At 65.9% G+C, this 21,114-nt stretch carries 15 protein-coding genes; 4 read left to right on the forward strand and 11 right to left on the reverse strand.

Translation table 11 applies throughout. From position 1 onward, the window contains the following. Positions 1–33 precede the first annotated feature (33 nt). Complete coding sequence (locus ABD297_RS02835; RefSeq protein ID WP_344252775.1) at positions 34–807, forward strand: glycoside hydrolase family protein; 774 nt, start codon at positions 34–36, stop codon at positions 805–807. A gap of 163 nt (positions 808–970) precedes the next feature. Continuing rightward, positions 971–2,077 (forward strand): hypothetical protein, encoded by a 1,107-nt coding sequence (locus ABD297_RS02840; protein WP_344252777.1) that lies wholly within the window; start codon positions 971–973, stop codon positions 2,075–2,077. Between the two features lie 45 nt (positions 2,078–2,122). Here ABD297_RS02840 and ABD297_RS02845 read toward each other — a convergent pair whose 3' ends face one another. The 10 genes from ABD297_RS02845 to ABD297_RS02890 all read right to left on the reverse strand — a co-directional run bounded on the left by ABD297_RS02845 (position 2,123) and on the right by ABD297_RS02890 (position 18,718). Next, positions 2,123–2,671: a hypothetical protein gene (locus tag ABD297_RS02845; protein WP_344252778.1), complete on the reverse strand. Its 549-nt coding sequence runs from the start codon at positions 2,669–2,671 to the stop codon at positions 2,123–2,125. A gap of 74 nt (positions 2,672–2,745) precedes the next feature. Next, positions 2,746–3,567: an FHA domain-containing protein gene (locus ABD297_RS02850; RefSeq protein WP_344252779.1), complete on the reverse strand. Its 822-nt coding sequence runs from the start codon at positions 3,565–3,567 to the stop codon at positions 2,746–2,748. Between the two features lie 193 nt (positions 3,568–3,760). Next, the gene (brxL, locus tag ABD297_RS02855) at positions 3,761–6,136 is read right to left on the reverse strand and encodes a BREX system Lon protease-like protein BrxL (RefSeq protein ID WP_344252781.1); all 2,376 of its coding nucleotides are present in this window, start codon (positions 6,134–6,136) and stop codon (positions 3,761–3,763) included. A 4-nt stretch (positions 6,137–6,140) separates the two neighbouring features. Beyond that, positions 6,141–8,465 (reverse strand): BREX-1 system phosphatase PglZ type B, encoded by a 2,325-nt coding sequence (pglZ, locus tag ABD297_RS02860; RefSeq protein ID WP_344252782.1) that lies wholly within the window; start codon positions 8,463–8,465, stop codon positions 6,141–6,143. After that, complete coding sequence (locus tag ABD297_RS02865; protein ID WP_344252784.1) at positions 8,462–11,626, reverse strand: DNA methyltransferase; 3,165 nt, start codon at positions 11,624–11,626, stop codon at positions 8,462–8,464. The genes pglZ and ABD297_RS02865 overlap by 4 nt, the downstream gene beginning before the upstream one ends. A 13-nt stretch (positions 11,627–11,639) precedes the next feature. After that, complete coding sequence (gene brxC / locus ABD297_RS02870; RefSeq protein WP_344252785.1) at positions 11,640–15,101, reverse strand: BREX system P-loop protein BrxC; 3,462 nt, start codon at positions 15,099–15,101, stop codon at positions 11,640–11,642. Further along, positions 15,101–15,634, reverse strand: coding sequence for a BREX protein BrxB domain-containing protein (locus ABD297_RS02875; RefSeq protein WP_344252786.1), 534 nt, complete (start codon positions 15,632–15,634; stop codon positions 15,101–15,103). Before ABD297_RS02875 ends, brxC begins: the two co-directional genes overlap by 1 nt. Beyond that, positions 15,631–16,401: a hypothetical protein gene (locus ABD297_RS02880; RefSeq protein ID WP_344252788.1), complete on the reverse strand. Its 771-nt coding sequence runs from the start codon at positions 16,399–16,401 to the stop codon at positions 15,631–15,633. The genes ABD297_RS02875 and ABD297_RS02880 overlap by 4 nt, the downstream gene beginning before the upstream one ends. Before the next feature lie 275 nt (positions 16,402–16,676). After that, entirely contained in the window at positions 16,677–17,366 is a 690-nt protein-coding gene (locus tag ABD297_RS02885; RefSeq protein WP_344252790.1) for a response regulator, read from the reverse strand. Continuing rightward, positions 17,354–18,718 carry a sensor histidine kinase gene (locus ABD297_RS02890; protein ID WP_344252791.1) on the reverse strand — a complete coding sequence of 455 codons (1,365 nt, stop codon included), beginning with the start codon at positions 18,716–18,718 and terminating at the stop codon, positions 17,354–17,356. Before ABD297_RS02890 ends, ABD297_RS02885 begins: the two co-directional genes overlap by 13 nt. A gap of 174 nt (positions 18,719–18,892) precedes the next feature. On the opposite strand from ABD297_RS02890, the gene ABD297_RS02895 reads away from it, so the two are divergent. Further along, on the forward strand, positions 18,893–19,546 hold the full coding sequence (locus ABD297_RS02895) for a DUF4352 domain-containing protein (RefSeq protein ID WP_344252793.1): 654 nt from the start codon (positions 18,893–18,895) through the stop codon (positions 19,544–19,546). Positions 19,547–19,692: 146 nt separating this feature from the next. Next, on the forward strand, positions 19,693–20,295 hold the full coding sequence (locus ABD297_RS02900) for a PASTA domain-containing protein (protein ID WP_344252794.1): 603 nt from the start codon (positions 19,693–19,695) through the stop codon (positions 20,293–20,295). A 137-nt stretch (positions 20,296–20,432) separates the two neighbouring features. Here ABD297_RS02900 and ABD297_RS02905 read toward each other — a convergent pair whose 3' ends face one another. Further along, positions 20,433–21,110 carry a hypothetical protein gene (locus tag ABD297_RS02905; RefSeq protein ID WP_344252796.1) on the reverse strand — a complete coding sequence of 226 codons (678 nt, stop codon included), beginning with the start codon at positions 21,108–21,110 and terminating at the stop codon, positions 20,433–20,435. Between the last annotated feature and the right edge of the window lie 4 nt (positions 21,111–21,114).

Genomic DNA, 21,114 nt, shown 5'->3' on the forward strand with positions numbered 1-21,114 from the left:
TTCGGGCTCGGGGTCGCCTCCGACCTGATGCATGTGGGAGTCGTTTACGCGCTGGCCTTCGAAGAGCTCGCGACGTGGACCGGGTCGGTGGTGCGGCATCCGGACGGGCGGTGGTTCATGTTCTACACGGGGGCGCGTCTGAACGAGGTGGGCGCGAACGTGCAGTCGATCGGGTATGCCGTGTCGACCGACCTCATGACGTGGGACAAGGCGCCGGGGCCGGTGCTGTCGGCAGACCCGCGGTGGTACGAGAAGCACGCCGACGGGCACTGGCACGACGAGGCGTTCCGCGACCCGTGGGTGCTGCCCGACCCGGACGGGGACGGCTGGCACATGCTCATCACGGCGCGCGCCAACCACCGCGACGTCGTCGACCGCGGGGTCGTCGGACACGCGTGGTCGGCCGACCTGGAGACCTGGGAGCTGCGGGAGCCGCTGTCGTCACCGGGGCAGGGTTTCGGGCAGCTCGAGGTGCAGCAGCCCTTCGTCGTCGACGGCCGGGACGTGCTGCTCTTCAACTCCATGATCGGTGACATGTCGGAGGCGGCTCGGGCCGAGGGAGTGACCGGCGGGGTGTGGATCGCGGACGCGAAGTCGCCGCTCGGGCCCTACAACATCGCCGGCGCCCAGGTCATCGACGAACCGTCGCTCTACGTCGGCAAGTTCGTCACCGAGCGCGAGTCCGGTGAGACGAAGCTGCTGGCGTTTGTCCACGACCGCGACGGCTCCTTCGTCGGCGAGATCACCGACCCGTATGCCGTCAGCTGGGAGGGCGACCGCCTGGCCCTCACGCCGTCGCGTTCGTAGGCCGGGAGCGTGCATGGTGCCCCACCGGACAGTGCCGACCCACGGACATCCCGGTTCTAGACACGCGTTCGGGGAAACCCTCACGGGGCGGATCCAGCGATACATCCGACTTCGAACACCTTGGTCGCCGCACGGATAGCTGTTTTGGGGCAGGCTGTCTTTCATGCCGGTAGAGATGGGGATATGGCGGATCGATGGGGACACTCCGAAGCGGCTGAGCGCCGCCACGTTGCCGTCCGAGGAGATGCTGGAGCAGTACCTCGAGAATGACCCCTCATTGCTCGGCGAACGACTCCTCGTGATCGGCCGCCAGGTTCGCACTCCGCACGGCAAGATCATCGACCTGCTCACGATGGATATCGAGGGCAACATCAACGTTCTAGAGCTCAAGCGTGATAAGACGCCGCGGGACGTTGTGGCCCAGGTCTTGGACTACGGCTCTTGGGTGCGAACGCTAGACCGCGACACCATCATCGACCTCGCCAACGGTCATCTCGACGACCCTTTCGAGAGCGCCTTCGAGGAGGTCTTCGGCATCTCCGCGCCCGATGAGCTCAATGCTGCGCTACGAATGACCATCGTTGCTACCGACCTCGACGCCGGCTCCGAGCGCATCGTCACCTACCTCCGCGACTTCGGGGTGCCGGTCAATGCCGTCTTCTTCTCGTATCTGCAGGACGGCGACCGCCACTACCTGGCCCGGTCCTGGCTCGCACGCGAGGATGAGGGTGAAACGGGCGGCGTGTCGTACGGAAAGTCGAAGAAGGGAAAGCGCGCCGAGTGGAACGGACGCGACTGGTTTATCTCCTTCGGCGCCTATACCGGCGGCAGGCAGTGGGAGGACGGGCGAAAGTACGGCTTCGTCTCAGCCGGAGGTGACGCGTGGTACTCGCGGACCCTGCGCAACGTGCCCGTCGGTGCGCGAGTCAATGTGTGCATCCCGCAACAGGGATACGTGGCTGTGGGAGAGACCCTCGGCCCGGCTGAGCGCTTTGATGCGGCACAGGTAACCGTTGACGGCGTGGACTCGGCTCTGGCGGATCAGCAGCTCGCCGGTTGGTACCGGCACGGCGAGGGTGGCATCGCGGAATCGGATGACGAGGCCGAGTGGGTGCTCCCCGTCCGGTGGATCGTAGCGAAGCCGCAGTCAGACGCCTTTTGGGATAAGGGAATGTTTGCCAATCAGAACAGCGCCTGCAAGCTTCGCCAGGAGTTCACGCTTGAACGGCTCGCTCAGCACTTCGGTCTCGACGAGAAGGACTTCACCTGAGGGGAGCCCACGGCCTCCCTTAGGACAACCGCGAACTAGGATGCCTCACCACGTTAACTGCGGCCGGCTCACGACCCCAGCAGGCGCTCGCCACTCGGGCAGTGTGATCCGCTCGACCTGTGCCCAATGAGATGCAGCGCCTTCGATTGCACTCTCCAACGACGACTGGTCGCGGATGGTAACGAGTACGGCCTTATCGCGAATGGCCCGTAGGTCGTCCATCGCGTAGACGAGCGCTCGACGATGGTCCTCACACCACGAGACCCGGTCGGGGTCTTCAAAGCCGAGGGGGTCCAAACCTGCAACCCAGTAGTCTGCGTCATCGATAATGATCGCCTGGTGAGATGCGCTCCACCACGCGTCAGAGTTCTCGGTCAGCGACGAGTCGAGATCGGCGCCGTCGAGCATGGCGATTCTGCTTTCTGGCATCCCCTGTCTTTTCAGCAGCCGTTTGGCAAATAGAGCGGCCTTGGTGCGTCCAGAGGCGCGAGGCCCCTCAATGATGATTCGCCTTGCATCGCCCCGCGACGCATCAGCTGCCCAATCAAATAAATGGCCGGGCCTCCAAGCGTGAGGTGTGGTGTCAGCGGTCATGTAAGTCCTCCTTGAAAGTTCTTATGTCAACCGGATTGGCTCTGATTGCGGGGGAGATTCCAACCCGTCTGGGCCTATCCCCCTGGGCGCCCTGCTATCTGCACTGTGAACGGTGTTCGTCCCATCACGACCCTTGCTGCCAACGGAAGAGCCACTTCTCTACCAACCTCGAGTTGCACCGGGGGTAGAAGGACATTCGAACGTTTTGAGGCTGGGTATCGCATCGCGGTGCCATGTTGGGTGTTGAGGTCCGCCACCCAGGTTGTGCCGCCCTCATTCATCAGCTCAAGATGATGGGGGTCCAGGTGCAGAACGTCGTCGGCTAGTTCAATCTCGCCTGCCAAGGAAAGAGTCGCTCCATCGGAGGCGCGTCCTACCCGGATGCTATCCCCGTCCTCCAGGACGAATCGGGCAATTTCGACTGATCCGTGCAGGATCTTGAGCCACACCGGGCTGCGCCACGCTTCTCCACGCTCGAGGTAGGACCCGCATTGTGGACAGAGGATACGACGCCTCTCCAGCCGCGGCAGAGCGACCATGTCACGGGGACAGGGCTCAGACCGGCAAAACCACTTGAAGTCGAGTTCAGGCGCGCCCTCGATGAGACCTAGCTGCTTGCGCTCTTGCTTGGCCGCTCGCTGGCTGATGAGGACACTTTGCAGACGATCGAGCGAGCGATCCACGAGGCAGAGGGTGCGGTCGCGCAACGTCCAACCCACGAGCCGCGCTTGCTCGATACCTGGGGTGCGGAGATGGTCGACGAACCGATCGTTGCTCAGGATCACGCCACGTTGGGAAATCGCCAATGCCAACAGGTGCGTGTCAGCGTCCGGCACCATCACAACCTCCCCTCGTGACGTCATCGCGTGGAGGCGCTGCGTGTCACTGCGCGACATGCCTCGCACAATGGACTCATCCGCCACGAGCAGCCATGCGACAGGCTCGCCACGCTCGCGCACCCAGAGCGCTCGCAGCCTGTCCCAACGCACGAGGGCGGCGTGGGAGTGACTGAAGGCAATCGAGGGGTCCTTGGCGACGTTGGACAGGTCGACGATGACAGGACCGTGGGATGCTCGCGCCGGTGGCACGTCAGCCGAGAGCCTTGATGTCAGCCGAGAGCGCGTCCCACCCCACCAGCATGTCGGCAGCCGTGGCCCATCGTCTATCGTCCGTGGACGCCACGCCGCGATCCAAGAAGGCGCCGAGGGCCGGGCTGATCTTTGGGCGGATGCTCTGGGCTGACGTGGCTGGATCGCCCGGCTTGGGCCGGTTGCCCTGTCCCCAATAGGCGGAGTAGGGATGCATGCCCGTAGCGAGCTCGAACAAGACGACGCTGGCCGCGAAACGATCGACGAAGCTGTCGGCGGCGCTCCCGTGCGCAAGAGCGTCTGGTGGAAGGTAGGGCATCGTCCCCGCCATGGCAGTTTGGTGACCGGCCGACCGGGTGAGATTGAAGTCAATGAGCTTCAGAGCGCCACGTTCGTCCACCATCACATTTGCGGGTTTGATGTCGCGGTGAACGACACCTTCCTGCTCGAGGTAGACCAGCGCGGCGAGCAACTGACGTCCCCACTGGAGGATGTCGGTCGCCGGCACGTGCGATGGCCGGCCCGTAACCGCCTCCAGTGTCTCGCCGTCGAGCCACTCCGAGATGATCATCCACTCGCCGTTTGCCGTCACCGCAATGGGTCCGAACACCCGGACGATGTTGGGGTGGGTCAGCTCCTCCAACGCCTTCACTTCTTGCCGCAAGGCTTGGTCGGCGAGCTGGGCGAACTTTGCGTCTGGATCCTTTCGGAAGAGCTTCCCGGCGAAAGCCTTCCCGTCATACTCCCGCTCCACCTTGTAGATCGTCCCGAAGGCCCCCTGAGCTCCAGGGGGTTGTTCGATCACCTTGCCCCAGCCAAAGAGGACGAAGCCGTTGGGGAGTGGGTCGGGGACAGATGTGGGAAGCCCTGGCGTGTGGGGGTCGATCTTCGCTCCCAGACTCGGGAAGTCGAACTCCGGATCGCGGACGAGGTCGCGCTCAGGGCAAGTCGGGGTGACGAGCGGCCCGTGGTCTACGCGGAAGCCAAGCTCCACAGCGCCGAACTCATCGACCCCGATCTCCGCTTGCGCCTCCTTCACCCGGCGTCTGGAGACGGTGGCCAGACGCATCGCCCATTCGAGGTCTTCCGAGGCCACGTCTGAGTCTGGGTCCGGATACAGCAGCTTGAGCAGGCCGTCGACCGTCTTTTCCGCCGCCTCGTGGTCTCGTCCTCTCCACTCATCGTTCGTCTCGATGCGTCCGCGGACGGCGACGTAGCGGTTCTCGCTGCGCAGCTCATGCCACCACTGGGCAAGGAGGTCGCTCACGAGCCCGTAGTGCGAGGTCTTGTGCGCCTTGCCGAGAGCAGGGACGTCCCACCCGGGAACATACGCGTGGAGACGGTCCATGAATGCCGTGTCGTCACGCATCGCCTCCGGCATCGGGCTGAGCAGATGACCCATCCGGAGCTGGTTCTCGACGTCGACCTGGAAGTTGCCGAGGAACGTCATGCCACCCTCGGCCCGGATGCTCTCCCGCCCTCGGGCGAACTCTCCACTCGCCATGTAGCCCTTCATGACATTGATGCCGTCACGATCCTTGAAGCGGATACCTGCGATCTCGTCGAAAGCCACGACATCGTGTTGGGTGACGAGGCCTCGCTGGCCGCTCGCGTTGTTGACGAAGAGCTGGGCGACTGTCGTCTGTCCCCCCGAGAGCAGGTACGCGTACGGCGAGACCTGTTGGAACAGATGCGACTTTCCAGTCCCACGAGGGCCGAGTTCGACCATGTTGTAGTTGCGCACCACGAAGGGGACCATGCGAAGGAAGTAGGCCTCTTGTGCCTCAGACGTCAGCGCGGCCGGCTCGAGCCCGACGCTACGCAGGAGGAAGTCCTTCCATTCCGATGTTGACAGCATGGCGCGAGCTTCGGCGAGCCGATCCAGTCCGGCGCGGGCATGTGCCTGGATGGGCCGGACCTCTGTGACGAGGAACGGACGCGGCTGGCCAGCGACGTAGGTGAGGGTCACCTGAGCGTAGAAGCCACCGGTGAGCATCCGGTCGTTGTTCACCACGAGCGGGGCGGGGATCAGAGCATCGTTGAGCTGAAGGCTGGGGAGATCGGCGATGTACTCGTCGCGGCCGGAGTCCAGCTTAGCGCGGATGATGTCGATGATCTGAATCGATCCCTGCTCGCGCGCCGCGGCCTTGAACAGCTCGTGATCGCCCGTCCGCACCACGCGCCGGCTGAGCAGCCGCTCGACTTCTTCGAGCCCCTCCTGGATCTCGTCCTCGTCGGAGGTCGCACAGTACTTGCCGATGAGGAACTCGCCGACGTACGTGGGCACTGAGAACCGCCCGCGGAACTTGTCAGCGAGGTCCTTCCTCACGACGAGGCCCTCGAGCTGTTCGGTGACGATGGTGTCGATGCGGTCCACGGTGTCAGTCCTCAGGAATGGATGTGGCGTTCTGGGCCAGCAGGCGGTCGGCAAGGTCGACGACGACCACATAGGCGGCCTCGCCCGCGTGCTGGTCGTCTGCCATCAGTCTGGCCCGACCGCCCTTGAACTCCTTGGGACGACTCACCAGAGACGTCGAAGAGTCGGCCGCGTGGCGTCGAATGTCGACGCGCGCTCCTTCTGGGACCCAGTCGCACTCAACTCGCAGCGTCATTCCGACCCAGGAGAGGTCGACGCCACCGCTCGCTGCGACTGATGTGGTGCTCGGCGCGCTGACGGCAAGGTAGGGCACAACGGACTCTTGGGGGCTGATGCCGCCGTGCTCGTATACCTTGCCTTCTTCGAAGGCGTGGATGCCGGGGGCCACCACGATGTCGGCATGGCGGTCCCAAGACCACGGGAGAGTCGAGATTCCCTCTGGCACAGCAACGCCCTCCCTCAGACGGGCACACCGACCCTTGCGGATGACCGTCAGATGCTCGGGTAAATGGTGCTTTGGCAGCTTGCTCGGGAGCAGGAGCCAGCCGTGGTCAGTGATGAAGACGACGCGGGTCCACCCCGCTGCCAAGAGCTCCGCGGCGCGTCTCGCCAAGGCGCCCACCTGGCCGGGAAGGTGAGCGGCGATTCGATCCCCCAGGTCGTGCCCCATCGAGTCGATGTCGCCGGCTTCGGTCCAGCCGAGACCGGCTGGGTCACCGTCCGTGCCGGGCGGGATGAACTGCCATCCTGCGTCATCGAGAGCACGCTTGAGCTGGTCTTGGGAGTAGCCTGCCCCGTCAGTTGTCTTCGGCGCCAGCCCCTCGCCGCTACCGAAGGCCGATGCAACCGGAGAGACGGAGGGCTTGCAGGTGCTCGTGACTGTGGGCACTCCAGCGAGCCGCCACTGCAGCTCGACTTCGAGACCCCTCGTTTCGACGACCTCGGCGAGTGACTGCGCGACGTCGAGCCGCAGGCCGTCCACGAACACCAGGCAGGTGCCCGCAGGCTCGGTCGAGACTGTCGGTCGTTCGCTGTCTCCGGTGGATCCGTCCCATGCGCCTCGAAAGGTAGCGACCGTGGCCTCCAGCCACGGGCGGTACAGGCTTTCTCCCGCCTTCACAACATCAGGGAGGCGGGCGTGCCCGGGCTCGAGTGACTGCAGTACGCGGATGAACGCATCGTCCACCTTCCACCCAGTGGCGGCGTACTCGGTGGCGAGCTCCGCCACGGTGCTTCCCGTGGCCAGGGTCTCGGTCAGCTCAGCCAACGCGCCCAATGAGGTGACCGCCAGTGCACCCGGCGTCTGGCCCAGCTGAGCCCAGACGGTCTGAAGACGCGCCCGGTGTGCCTGCATCAGTCTGGTCACGCTCGCTCGGATCTCGGGAGCCGACCTTCCCGGCAGGGTGCTGAGGGCCGAGAACACGTCGGCTTCGGCGTCGGCGTTGAGCTGCGGCCAAGAATCGGGGTGAAGGGGAATCAGATCGTCCGGCTTGGCTTTGCGAAGCGTGGCCGGCAGCCCGGGGTAGGCCGCGGGCGACTGGGCGAAACGGCTCCACACCTGAGCCCACGGGCCTTGCCGGTCTCCCAGCTTCGCACCTGCGGCGAGAGGACCGTCCTTCTCTGGATCCACCTTGTACTTGCCCGACACAAGGTCCACGAAGCCCGACCAAACGTCGTCGCGCCGCGCGTCCTCTTCGAAGCGCTCGGGGTCGTCGAGCCACTGGAGAATGGTGCGGATGGGGTCGTCAACGACCAGTGCGTTGAGCGCATCTGCGTCGAGGCGGCGGCCTCGGAGATCCGACATCTCGTGGTCGAGCATTCGCGGGATGGCTCTCGACAGGGCGGACTTGGTCCGCGCATCGGCTGCAACGTCCAGGCCCAGGCCCTGAGCTGTGTTCGTGAGGAATGCGTACAGGGTCCAGTCGTTCGAGTTTCGTTGAGCGAAGAATGAAGAGCGCACTATCAGCGCTGCCAGCGGCTTCAGAGCGTCGGCCAAGGACTCGACATCCGTGAGCCGCCGCCGTGAGATGCCGGGCAGGTACACGACGGGCGGGAGGGTGCGATTCTCGGCACTCTGGGAGCTCACAGCCAACCGCAGGAAGGCCGCCGGGCCCGTCCACGAAACCTGGTCGTAGTCGCCGAGCCGCAGCACGGGAATCGTCGCCTCGAGCTGGCGCACGACGGTTTCCCACTCGCGGTCGGCATCTGGCCAGACGATCGCCAGCGGTGCTTCGACGTCGCCAGGGTTGTACTCGGCCGCCGCTTGCAGCGCATTTATCAGCGCATCCCGCATCGTCACGGGTGCGGGGCGTGTCGACGTCGTGCTCACGCAGTGGCTCCTCGAGCTGTGTGCTTCTCGTCGGTGGTGTAGTGCAGGTCGTTCAGGCGTTCGGACCCGTCGGGGTTCTTACCCCGGTCCTTGGTCCACTTGATGTTCGGCTTGACTCGCAGGATGTCGGCCGTCATGAATGGCCGGATGTTCAACCGCACCCCGTCGTCGAGGTCTGGGTCCCACCCGATCGGCTGCTCAGCCAGGTCCTTCCACCGCACGAAGATGTCGTAGGGCGGCTCGCCCTCCAGGATCAACCGCAGCTTGCGCTGCAGGTCCTCTGCCGCGGCCAAGCGCTTAGCGGCACCTGGCACCTCCCGAGCGACGTCGTCACGGACCCTCCCCATCCACCAGCTGCCCAGGTAGTCATACGTCAGCCGCTCGAGCAGGCGACGGTCTAACCGGTGGTAGTTCACCAACGCCGAGAACCCATCCGGCGTCCCGTCCCACACCTGCCAGATGAACGGACGATTCCCGAACACCTTGATGTGGTCCTTAAAGAACCCGTTCCGCAGCCACGCCTCCAAGCCGGCACGCCCCGCCCTCGCGCCTACTTGGGTTAGCAGCTGGTCCAGCACAGCCGGAGACCACTCGTGGCCCCACGCCGCCGACAGCAAACCCAACAAGCGGTCCGCCGCAGGCAACTCACCTCCCACCGGAGGCAGGCACACGACTCCGTCGTCATCCGCGAGCCCATCCAGCATGTCCGGCACCTGATCCGGCCAGCTAAACCCCAACAATCGCGCCACAGCCACGTGCAACGGCTGATCCGATCCAACCGGTTGTCCCTTGAACAACCACTGCGTAGCATCCGGGGAGAACGGCTCAGGAACTCCTTTCGGATACTCTCGCGCCGCCACTGATTGCCAACGCTCAATATCGAACGGAATGTTGACCATTGAGTCGGTGTCAACCCCAAGTTTTTGATTGCGTTGACGAACCTCCGAGACGTATTCCGAAGAGGTGAGGAATTCAAGAACCGCTGGCAAATGATTCGAGTCTCGCGGGATGAGTGCGTATGAATTGTCGTCGAAGATCTCCCCACAGTATATCCCGGCGGGGAGATCTGACATCCGCGCAACAATCACGCCTTTCTTACCCCATGCGTGACTTCCTCGGATGCCGAACTCGTGTACACCCCTTGCCCAAGCCTCTTTGGGTGCAAGGATTATTTGGCGCTTCCCCGAGAATAGATGCTCGCCATCGGGGCCGGACTCCAGCCTCTGCCACGGTAGGGAGATACCTGGAAGCTCCCAGAACTCTCGACGGACGCGCGTAGTTTGGCCGGGCTTCGAACCGTAATGGGCCTCCACGTACGCAGCCAGCAAAGGATGCCCGGCATCCGCAACTGGAGCCAGAACGAAATTGGGCACTGAGCGAATTTTCGCTTGCCTCGACGTCGAGAATGGCTCGGAGACCAGGCTTTGGGCCTTGCCGTCAGGGCCTTTGGTTGACGACAGGTCTAGATATAGGGAGTGAATTTCCCGGTCTTGCCCACGGCTAAGAATGAGTAATGCGGACTGCACTACTTCACCTGAAATTGCTTGGAAGGCGCCTGCTCCCAGCCGGGCGACGAGGTGAATCGACAAGTTCTCTACAAGGTCCTGTCGAAAGGTTCTGTATGATTTAAGGAACAGGGGGGTCTGTGGACTGACAAGCACTGCGGTCTGACTCGCCCGGTTCCCGGACCATCGCTCCAAGATTGCAGTCGCCAAGTCATTCTTCGAATGAGGTAGATGCTGCAGCAGATATGAAGCAAGCGACGGAGACTGTCGACCCAGGCCCAAGTAGGGAGGATTCGTCGCCACCAAGGTGAAGTCGCCTGATAGATAGTCAGCGGCTCTGGCGATGCCGGCGGCGGCCTCTCCGAACACCGCAGCAGCGGGATCATCCCCGTGTTTGCCGGCCTCAGCGGTTAGCGCCTGCCCGACCAGTGGGGCGACCTGGTGCCAGTCGACCGACTCCAGCCCGGCATCCTCGGCAGCACGGACTGGGTCGATCAGGCTGCCGAGGGTGTCAGCGTTGACGAACAGGCTGTGCAGCCGCGCCAACGCCGCCTCCACTCGTTCGTCCCCGTTTGCAAGCACCGTCCATTCCGACAGCGGCGCCCGTGCCGGGATCCCGGAACATGCCACCTGCGGCACCGGCAACACCCGATACCCGCCGGACTTCCACGCCTCCAACGCCAACGCGAACGCCGCGATCTGAGTGCACCGTGGATCCAGCTCCAACCCGAACAGGTTCTCCCGCAACACCGCATCCTGCGCCGCCACCGGGTCCAGGCCCTCCTCCTCGGCCCGCATCCGCCACAACATCCCGAAGGCCGCCACCAAGAAGTGACCTGACCCGCAACACGGGTCCATCACCGTCACCTCAGCCGTGCGCTGCGGCCATTCCTCGAACGAGCCGGCCGCCGGCGTCCCTTCGTCGGTGACCCGCAGGAACTCCCAGCCCGACACCAACGGCGACTCCGGGTGGCGGGCCGCCCACCACGCCCCCAACGAGTTCTCCAACAAGAACCGCACCATGTAGTCCTCGGTGAACAGCTGCGTCACCGGCGACAGGTCCGCCCCACCGATCTTCCGCTCCGACCGGTTCACCTCATCCTTGCGACGCGACTGCCAGTACTGGTACACCCACCCCAACGCGTCATCCGCCCGCAGCACTTCCGCCGGCAAGGATCCCAGCAGATCCTCCAAACGCTGCCGCGTCTCCACCGGCAGCCGCATCGCCAACACGGGATCGTCCATTCGGAAGATCCCCGGCAGCATCGCCGACGCGAACCGGGCCGCGACCTCCCACTGGTCCGGTTCGCCCAGCTCCGCCGCGACCTCGGCCAGCTCGTCCACCGACACCGGCTGTCCAGCGATGTCGTCCACCAGCAGCTCGTTGTCAGCCAGGAAGCGTGCGAACAACATGCGGTGCCAATGCTCGAAGCCCGCCTCGGCAACCAGGGCCTCAACTGATCCGAGCTGCCGCGCCCGGGCCCTCAACCCACGCCGCAACACGCGATCCGACTCCGACAGCACCTCCGGAACCCGCTCAGCCCCAACACCCAGCAGCTCCACCCGAGAAGCACACGCTGCCTCCACCACCTCACGGGCCTCAACCACCACCCCCTCCAGCAGGCGCCGCTCAGCCGACGACAACACACGACCCACGAGATTGCCTCTCCTAACCCTGAATGCTGACGGTCCGACCGGAATCGAGCTGGCTGGTGATGAGTTCCCTAATGCGCTGGACGTAAGCGTCGGCCTGTTCGTGCGTCTCGATCACTTGCCCCGGTAGCGCTAGGGGTACTGCTTGGGGCGCGAACCGGTGCACGAGCTCCTCCCTGGCGGCCGCTCCGGCCCCGGCAGCCGCAGGGACGGCCTGCTCCATCAGTTCGACGGGGTGTTTGGCAAGGTGCTCCAACAGGGCGGAGTCGCTGGCGATGCTCGGCTCAGCCGGCGGTGTGAGCCGGTGGTCCCGTTTGAGCTCCTCCTGGGCAGCGGCGTCGAGCTCGTTCCAGTGCGCGGCCTTCGCGAGCTTCTCGGACTCCGCAGCAACCGCCGACTGTGCCGCTTGATGAAGCTCGCGAATCCGGTCTCTCAAAGCCGACCTCGCCGCAGCGAGAACATCGTTCAGTGGGTTCGGGTCGTCGAGGAGGGCCCGCTGGTCACGGATGGCGTTCAGCTGTGACTCCAAGTGACCATGCGCCGGCAGCGATACGGCGTGCGTGACAAGCCGTACGGCTTCCTCCCACTCACGAAGGCGGGCGTCCTTCTTCTGCGCTTGGCTCTGCCAAGTCTCGTACAACCCGACCAGCTCCGCGGCCGCATCCGCGACGGCAGCGTCGCGCTCGACGCCGACCTTTCCCTTGAGTTGAGCGATACGGGCAGTGTCCGGGGATGCTGGCGCAGGAGCAGGTCCGCCCGCGGCTGATGCCGCTGCCGTCAGCGCGTCCAAGCTGGCCGGGACATCGGGGGGGCTGGCAGAGACGCCGACCCTGTTGGCGAGGAGCTTCAGCTGCTGTCTCTGCTGAAACGTCAGGGCGATCGCCTCGACGCGGAACTCCAGCTTGCCCATGCCGTTCTCGGTGAGCTGGGAGGAGAGCACTCGCCGGGCGCCGTCCCAGGCGGAGACTTCCTCGCTGAGGACCAGCGCAGCGAGCGCGCCCCAAACCGCCTCTCGAGGCCACCCGTAGGGCGCGGCCGAGAAGTGCTTCTGCAGTGCGAGGCCGGTCGTGGACTGCGCTTGAAGCTGCGTCTTCACCTCCTTCACGACGACGTTGCTTCCCATCGGCCCTTGATGGCCGACCACACCCAGGGCGTCGGTGTTGCCTTCCTTGGCGCGCTTGAAGACGGTGCCCCAGCCGCTGTGGTCGGCTTGGCGGAACTGCGGGAACTTGCGCACCGCGGCGTTGGAGAGTGCTGCGCTCAGGGAGGAGGTGAAGGTGCCGCCGGTGGAGACCGCATCACCGCCGCCCGCGAGGATCTGGGCTGCTCGGACCGCGTCGGAGGCGTACCCCTCAACTTTCTCTCTCGCGCGTCTCTCCTGTGACTGCATGGCGTCCCGTGCCTTCACGCCCTCCTCCGTGGTGGGAGCGGCCATCGTGCTCAGCACGTACGCGGCGGCCCGCCAGTCGGCGATGGCGTTCTTGAAGTCTTGGTCGCGGGTCTTGGGGACGAACACCGTGACGACAGAACTGTCCATCCCGAGCTCGGCGGCAGTCGTCCGGATGAGGGCTTCCGTTGTGTCCCAACCGTTGCGGATCCAGACCAAGAGCTCCTGGTCGGTTTCGTGGGGAGCTGCCTCGCCAAAGTGTGAGGTGTACTTGCGGGGAGTCCGCGTGCTGCCCTGAACGACCTTGACGGTGGACATTTCCATGCCAAGACGGGTTCTCAGGGCGTCGTCCCGTGCCTGAAGCTGTTCGCTCGTGTTGATGAGGTAGGCCTGCCGTCGTTCGCGGAAGGCGCGGTTCCACTCGGCATCCGTCGGGCTCTGGAGGCGGTACTCACCCTCGTCGAGGACCAGGAGGTCCCCAACCAGAGGATCGAGCAGCGCCGGGAGCCGGGCCCTCAGGGCCGCCGACCCGGCGTTCAGGTCGGTCACCATTAGGTCGGCCAAGGTCTCCGTATTCGGTCGCAGACCCTCGCCTTCGTCCAGCTGGCTGATGAGGAAGACGAGCTCCACCGCGCGGGCGCGCAGGTCGCCGTCGGCACTCCCGTCGCGGACCGCCATGATGCGGTCCCCCAGCTCATGAAGAAGCACACCCTGGTTGAGCATGTCGTCTCGCTTGCTGCGGAAAATGACGTCGCCCGGTACGACGTTGCCCAGCGGTTGTTGGGCGACCTCTCCGACCGCTTCGAGGGTGACCCGGAGCTGACTGCGGAGCTGGCCGGCGGCGCCTCGATCCACCGCTCGCAGGGCGCTCTCCATGAACCGGCGGCGCGTCGGGAGGAGCGGGTAGTCGTTCACCAAGTCGGACTGGTCGGCAGGGTGCGCCGCAAGCTTGGTGCCGCCAAGGTGGCGAGCGATCTCGCCGCTCACTCGCGCCAGAGCATCCTCGAGGTCGGGCCGGTGAACGGGGTCCTTCCGGAGCACGACCTGACGCACGACCGTTTCTACGTCGCGGCTCTGCAGCTGGACCTGCATCGTGAAACGGTCCTGGAATCGGGCCAGCATCTCGTTGGCCGTGAGAGCGGACTGCCCGGCTGCGACCACGAGTAGACGGCCCTCGAACTCTCGGGTCAGCCGCTCGATGATGTTCTGCATCTCGAGCAGGAGCTGGACGTCATCGCCTAGGAACTGCTGCATCTCGTCGACAACGAGCAGGGTGAGCGGGAGGTTGGCCCTGTCGCCGTACTCGGAGTCGCGTGCGATGCCCTCGAGCACCTCCCTGATCGTGTCGACGACCATGTCATCGGACACGTCCCGGATCTGGTAGTTCGCCTGGATCGACCGCCCGGCCTCGGCGACGGAGTCGGCCCAACCCGGCTTCACCTCCAGGAGGGCCTCCCGGATCGCAGAGGACACAAACAGGTTGCGGTTGACCTCATCCGGCCCCTTGTCGCGCTTCGCCAGCGCCTTGAGGAACTCCTCCCAGAGGCCGTCGGCGCGAAGCCACATCGCAAACCTGGCGGGGCCGTACTGGGTGGGCAAGTCGGCGGATGAAAGGACGATCTCCAGCAGCGGCTGCGCCACGGAGGATGAGCTGCCCTGGCGAAGGACTCCGCCTGCCGCGAACGTGACGGCGCGATCGCGCCTCAGGAAAGAGTCCATCTCCCTGAGTAGGTCACGGACGTCGTCGGGAAGGTTGACGAGGCTGCGTGCCGACACCCCGTCGATCGTGGGATTGGTCCAGAGGTAACTGAGGACGCGGAGGAAGTGGCTCTTGCCGGAACCGTAGAAGCCCGAGACCCAGCAGGCCGGTTGTACCTGTCGGTCCACACTTGCCAAGAACGAGGTGAGCAGTCGGCGAAGGCCCTCGCGGTACTCGCCCTCCACGACAAACTGTTCCAGCTCGTACTTGAGCACGGACCATTCAGCGTCCGTGCGAGGTCGGTCCAGCGTGGTGACACCGTCGTTGGGGAGCTTGCGACCAGTGGGGTCGACAGCGAACACGTCACGGTTCAGCATCTGCGTGGGCTCCATCAGTTGATCGGTACGGCGAGGTAGTTCCAGCCGTCGTGGGCATCGAGAAGTCGGTAGTTGTTCTCTTCCCGGGCGCCGGGGAAGAAGACGAGGAAGCGGCCAGGGATCACGCGGGAGACATCGTTCAAGATGCGCGAGAGTCTGACCAGGCCGAAGAGTGAAGCTGCGCCGAGGAGGGCCGAAACTGTGGCATCGCTGGCGTCGCGAAGTTGGCGTGAGATCTCCTCAACGACGTACTCCGCAAACTCGTCCAGCGCCCCGAACTGGAGCGCCTCTGGGTCCTCGAGATAGGCGTCGCGGTACTCGTGCTGCGACAGCCAGGTCTCGAAGGTGGTGCTGATGTCGATGAGCTGCCAGGTCCGGCCGGCCGCCTCCGTGGCGGTCTCGAACATCGGGAGCCGGTGGCGCAGGCGACGCTCCGAATCGGGCCGGTAGGTCAGCATCCACACTCGCTCGGGCCCGGATACTGACGAGCGCCACGGCTCGCGGAGCAGACGCTCGTAGGCGCGGCAGGCGTCATCAATGGCACTCATCGTGCATCACCCTCCATGATGGGCAGTCGTGCGCTGTCGAGGGGCGCCAGCAAGGCGCTGAGGTCTATCTCCGTCACGTGACCTCGGGAGCGATACTCAAGCCATCCCTTGCGACTGGCCTGGTGAGCCCGGTCATGGAGAAGCGGACCTGGCGCGTCGAGATATCCGGCGACTGACGTCGAGAACAGCCCCTCCCCGGAGACGCCCTGCTGACTTCCAAGTACCAAGGCCATGGCGACCGCTCCGGCGGTCGGTTCGACGCGGTGCCGTGCGACCGTGCGCCCTGCGCGGTGGAGGTAGCCAGCCTGCGCCCAGGACGACAAGGCGTTCCGGCCAATCTTGTCTCGGATCGCCGGCGAGTAGGAGCCGGGGTGCTCGGCCTCCACAGCGCGGGATAGGTTCGCCGAGGTGACGATGGCACCCTCACCGATGGGAAGGATCGCGGGGACCGTGGCGCACAACGCCGCGTCACGGACCAGCGCCATCAGCATGGCGATCTGGCGCCGTCCGTCGCGATCGCGACGCCACAGCCGCAACATCGCGCGAAAGGCAGGGACCTCCGGGTCGAGCGCGTACAGCTCGCGGAGGTATCGGTGCGTGCGCTGTCGAGAAGACACCGAGGCCTTCGCTGCCACATTCTCGTCGATGATCGCCGAGCGGTAATCGGCTGCTGACGATCTCGGGTCGCAGGAGGCCAGCACCGCCGACAGGTCAGACAGCAGGATGGTGCGGCTCGTGTGAGCGCCCCCGCTGCGCTGTTCTGTCATCGCACTCTTCCACTCATCTCGCCGCCAAACTAGCAGCGTCTGTCAGGCTCGCCGGCTACCCCACACCGCCAATCGAACTTGTGCGGTCTTCGTGGCTTCGGAACGCTGTCGCACCTCCAGCATTCGTTTAGGCACAGAATGTGTTCGATCCGGTCTACTGTCTCCACCGGGTGCTTGGGCTGGGCGCAGGGGGAGGCACATTGTGGCCGATCTCTGAGGGTTGGTGCCACTGCCGCTGCGGTCTCAGACCTGTGCTGACCCTTGGGCGTGGCCGGTCACGACGCCCTGGACGCCGCTCTGTCGGCGATGACACCGGCTTGGACCCGGTTGTCGACGCCGAGCTTGGTGAAGGCGCTCTGCAGGTGGGTCTTCACCGTCGTTTCGCTGACGTAGAGCTCCCTGGCGAGGTCAGCATTCGACAGCCCGCGAGCCAGCCCCGAGACGACGTCGCGCTCCCGCGCCGTGAGCGTCGCCATGAGCCGAGCGGCCTCTGCGCGCTGAGCCGCTGCCGGGTCCTCCCGGACCTGGGTGAACAGTTGGGCCGCCGTCTTCGGTGACACAGCTCCGAGCCCGCCGGCCACGTTGCGGATGCCGCCGCAGATCTCCTCCGGCGATGCGGTCTTGAGTAGGAAGCCGTCAGCGCCGGCGCGGATGGCGCGCTGAGCGACGTCGTCGTGGTCGAAGACGGTGAACATCAGCACCTTCGGCGCCTCCGGACGCGCCTTGACTGCGGCGATCGTCTCGATGCCACCCATGCGAGCCATGCGCACGTCGAGCACGATGACGTCGGGTCGGTGCGCTTGCACCGCGGCGACCACCTCGTCGCCGTCGCTCACCTCCGCCACGACCTCGAGGTCCGAGGCCGCACCGAGCATGTGCCGCAGGCCCATCCGCACCATCGGGTCGTCGTCCACGAGCATCACGCGTATCGCGCGCTCGGAGCCGCCGGCGTTCACGTCGTCCATCGGATCCCCTTCGTCGAGTCAGCTTCGGGAGCGCGCCACGGCAGGCGGATCGACACCCGAAAAGCCGCGTCGGCGTCGACGCCAGCCTGCATGTCGCCGCCGTAGTGCTCCACGCGCTCGCGGATCCCGGTCAGGCCCATCCCGGCTCGCGCGCCGCCGTCGGCAGCGCCTGCACCATGCGGCCCGACCGGCGGTGGCAGGTGGTTCGCGGTCGCGATGACGAGGTGGCCCTCGGCCGGACTGCCGGTCACGGACAGTCGCACACTGACCGTGGAGGCGTGCTTGCGCGCGTTCGTCAGCAGCTCCTGGACGATCCGGTAGGCGGCCTGGGCGATGTACGGGTCGAGCGCTTCGCCGTCCTCGACGTAGACCGTCGCGACGAGTGGCATGCCGGCGGTCACCGAGTCGTCGATGAGGGCACGGACGTCGCGCAGCGTCTTCGTCGGCGCAGCGACGTCGGGGTCGTCGGAGCTTCGGAGCAGGTCGAGGAGGCTGTGCAGCTCGGCCACCGAGCGTGCCGCCGTCTCGCGCACCACCTTCGCCGACTCCTTCATCTGCGCCGTGGCCGGGCGCGGCACCGCAGCTGCGGTCTCCGCCTCCGTCGCCGACGCGTCTGCCATCGCCTGCAGAGCGCCGGCGTGCACCGAAAGGATCGAGAGGTTGTGGCCGAGGCCGTCGTGGATCTCGCGCGCCAGTCGCTCGCGCTCGGCCTGCCTGGAGACCTGGTCGGCCAGCGACGAGACCACCTCGCGCTCCTCCGCCACGACGACAGCCGCCGTCTTCAGCTGCGCCCTCGTCCGCAGCCAGGCTCCGATGCCGACGAAGAGCGCCACGAGCACCAGGGTGAGGACCACCACGACGAACCATCCGACAGGCTCACCGTCGGCGGCAAAGAGACTGCCCCAGAAGGAGACCGGTCGCGGCGTCCACCGCAGGTCGCGCGACACAGCGAAGAAGGTCGCGGCCACGACGAGCGGGGCCAGCCGGTAGGCGTCGACGAGAGGCCGGCAGATCACGACCGACATCAGGCCGATGAGGGCCGCCGTCGGGCCGAGTTGGACGAGGGTGGCGGCGCACCCGACGAGCGTCAGCACCACGGGCCACCGCTGCCGCCAGGCCACGGCGACCATGAGCGTCATCCCCAGGAGTGCGATGAGCATGCCGACACCGCTAGCGGTGTCGGACATCGCGACGGGCAGCCCCGCGGCGGCCCGGCGACGGCCGTCGAAGCCACCCGACGCATACACCGCGTCCACGAGCAGCAGGAACCCGAGCCCCACGCTGCGTAGCCGGCGCAACCAGAGGTCGCGGCGCGAGAGGTCACGCACCCACGGGGGCAGGCTGGACGGCATACCCGAAAGGTAGGGCACGGCGCCGACCACGGCCCTCCACCGTTCGGGCGATTTGGCCCTCTAGGTCTCATCCTTTCGGTCAGCGGACTCGGTCCACTCGGCCGAGGCGGCAGCCGGCGTCCACGCGAGACGGTCTCCCCGGCATACAGCAGACCGATCCCAGGGAGACTCACCATGAGCACCAACCAGCCGCACGACCCGACCCAGCAGCCCATCTGGCAGCCGCCGATGGTCCCCGCGCCGCCCGTCCCGGCGCCGCCGGGCAAGAGCTGGTTCGCCCGGCACAAGATCATCACGGGGCTGCTCGCCCTTGTCCTCATCGGCATCGTCGCGAGCGCCGTCAACGGGGGAGGCTCGGGCTCGCCCACGAACACCTCGTCCGGAGCCGCCGGCGGACAGGCTGGCGACGCGTCCGCCGAGGACGCCCCGGCCTCCGCGAAGGTCGGCCAGAAGGTCCGCGACGGCCAGTTCGAGTTCACCGTCACCAAGGTGCAGAAGGGCGTGAAGTCGGTCGGCGACCAGTACCTCAACGAGAAGGCGCAGGGCCAGTTCGTCCTCGTCAACGTCACGGTCAGCAACATCGGCGACTCCGCGCAGACGCTCTCGGACTCCTCGCAGAAGGTGCGCGACGCCAAGGGGCGCGAGTTCTCCAGCGACACGGCGGCCGCGATCTACGTCAAGGACAACAAGGTCTTCCTCGAGGAGATCAACCCCGGCAACACGGTCAAGGGCACCCTCGTCTTCGACATGCCCAAGGGCACCGAGCCGGCCAGCATCGAGCTGCACGACTCAGCCTTCTCCGACGGCGTCACCGTCCAGCTGCGCTGAGCGGGCGTATGCCGTGTGGTGGGCGCCGCGTGGTGAGGGGGCGCGGCGCCCACCATGGCACGAGCAGTTTCGCCAAAACAGGTCCAGCGGTCCCGGTCGACGTCCAAGATGAGCCTTTTGCACCGATCAGAAAGCGATGACGCCACGTGAACGACCAGGGCCAGCCCGCACCCGCCCCGACCGAGCCGACCATCCAGCTGCCGCCGCCGGCACTCGGCCAGCCCCACGCCTGGGCCGCCCCGGTCCCGCAGCCCCAGCCGCAGAAGCGCAGCAGGAAGCACCTGATCGGCTACCCCGTGACGGCCCTCCTGGCGCTGGGCATCGGAGCCGCAGGAGGCGGCAACGCGGACGCGTCTGCTCCGGCGACAGCCTCGCCGACCGTGGTGGTCACGCAGACCGCTCCTGCCCCGGCGGCCGAGACCGTCACGCAGACCGTGCAGGCGACGGTGACCGTGGCCGCTCCCGAGAAGAAGCCGGCTGCTGCCGCGGACTCGGGCGCCAACCAAGCGGCGAAGCCGGCCAGCAAGATCACAGTCCCCGACGGGGTGGGCATGAACTACCAAGACGCGCAGGACCTGTGGCGCGCGGCGGGCTTGGTCGTCGCGCCGGCCGAGGACGCGACGGGCGCCAATCGGCTGCCTGTCCTCGACTCGAACTGGGTCGTACTGGCGCAGGACCTCAAGGCGGGCAGCAAGGTGGCCCCTGACTCGATGATCACCGCCACCGTCAAGAAGTACACGGACGGGTGACGACAAGTAAGGCGTCTGGTTGGGAGGCCTGAGCTCACCTCGGCGCAGACAAGGGGTCTGTCGCCTGCGTCACAGGCGACAGACCCCTTGCTTGTCAGCCAGGGCGCGGTTGACCGGACCGAGGCTCCCCGTGTTGCTCAGCGACGAGCGCGCTGTGCGTTCCAGATGGCGTGGTCGATCATCCATGGTGTGACGCCGTTGCCGAGGTCCTTGGCCGCCTTGACGATGAGCGCCTTCGCCTCCAATGGGCCCTCAGTGAATCCGTGGGCAGCGAGCCAACGCATCACCATCCGGTCAGGCTTGATGCGAGTGTCGTCACCGACCAGCATCCACAGGTAGGACCTACGGATCCCGGCAGACCCATCGTCAGGAACCACGCGGAGGTCGACTTCGATCGCCTCGGCGAGCTTCGGGTCGCTGAGCAGCTTGTTTGCGCCCTCGAGGGAGTCAACCCCATGTGCGGCGAAGACCTCGGCATACCGCAGCACAGCCTCGGCCTTGAGGATGCCCCCGCGGGTCGACGTGCGCTGACGGTTGCCGACGAGGGATGCCAGCGCGTCGCCAGTGGGGACCTGCTCCATGAACCGGGACAGCGGGACTGGGTCAGCGGGCATCCGCCGGCCATCGGCTAGGGGCTCATCGTCGGAGAAGGTCGTGGCCACGGCCCGAACGACCGGCACCACCACAAAGTCGTACCGCGCGCCGATGCTCCACACCGCATCGACGATGCAGTAGGTCAGGCTGGTCCAGCGCTTCGAGCGAGGCTTCAGGTCCAGCTCGTGAATGGCTGCGATCACTTCGGCGTGTTCTGTCATGGCA

This window comes from Terrabacter carboxydivorans, from assembly GCF_039532035.1.
In the GTDB taxonomy this organism is placed as follows: Bacteria; Actinomycetota; Actinomycetes; order Actinomycetales; family Dermatophilaceae; genus Terrabacter; species Terrabacter carboxydivorans.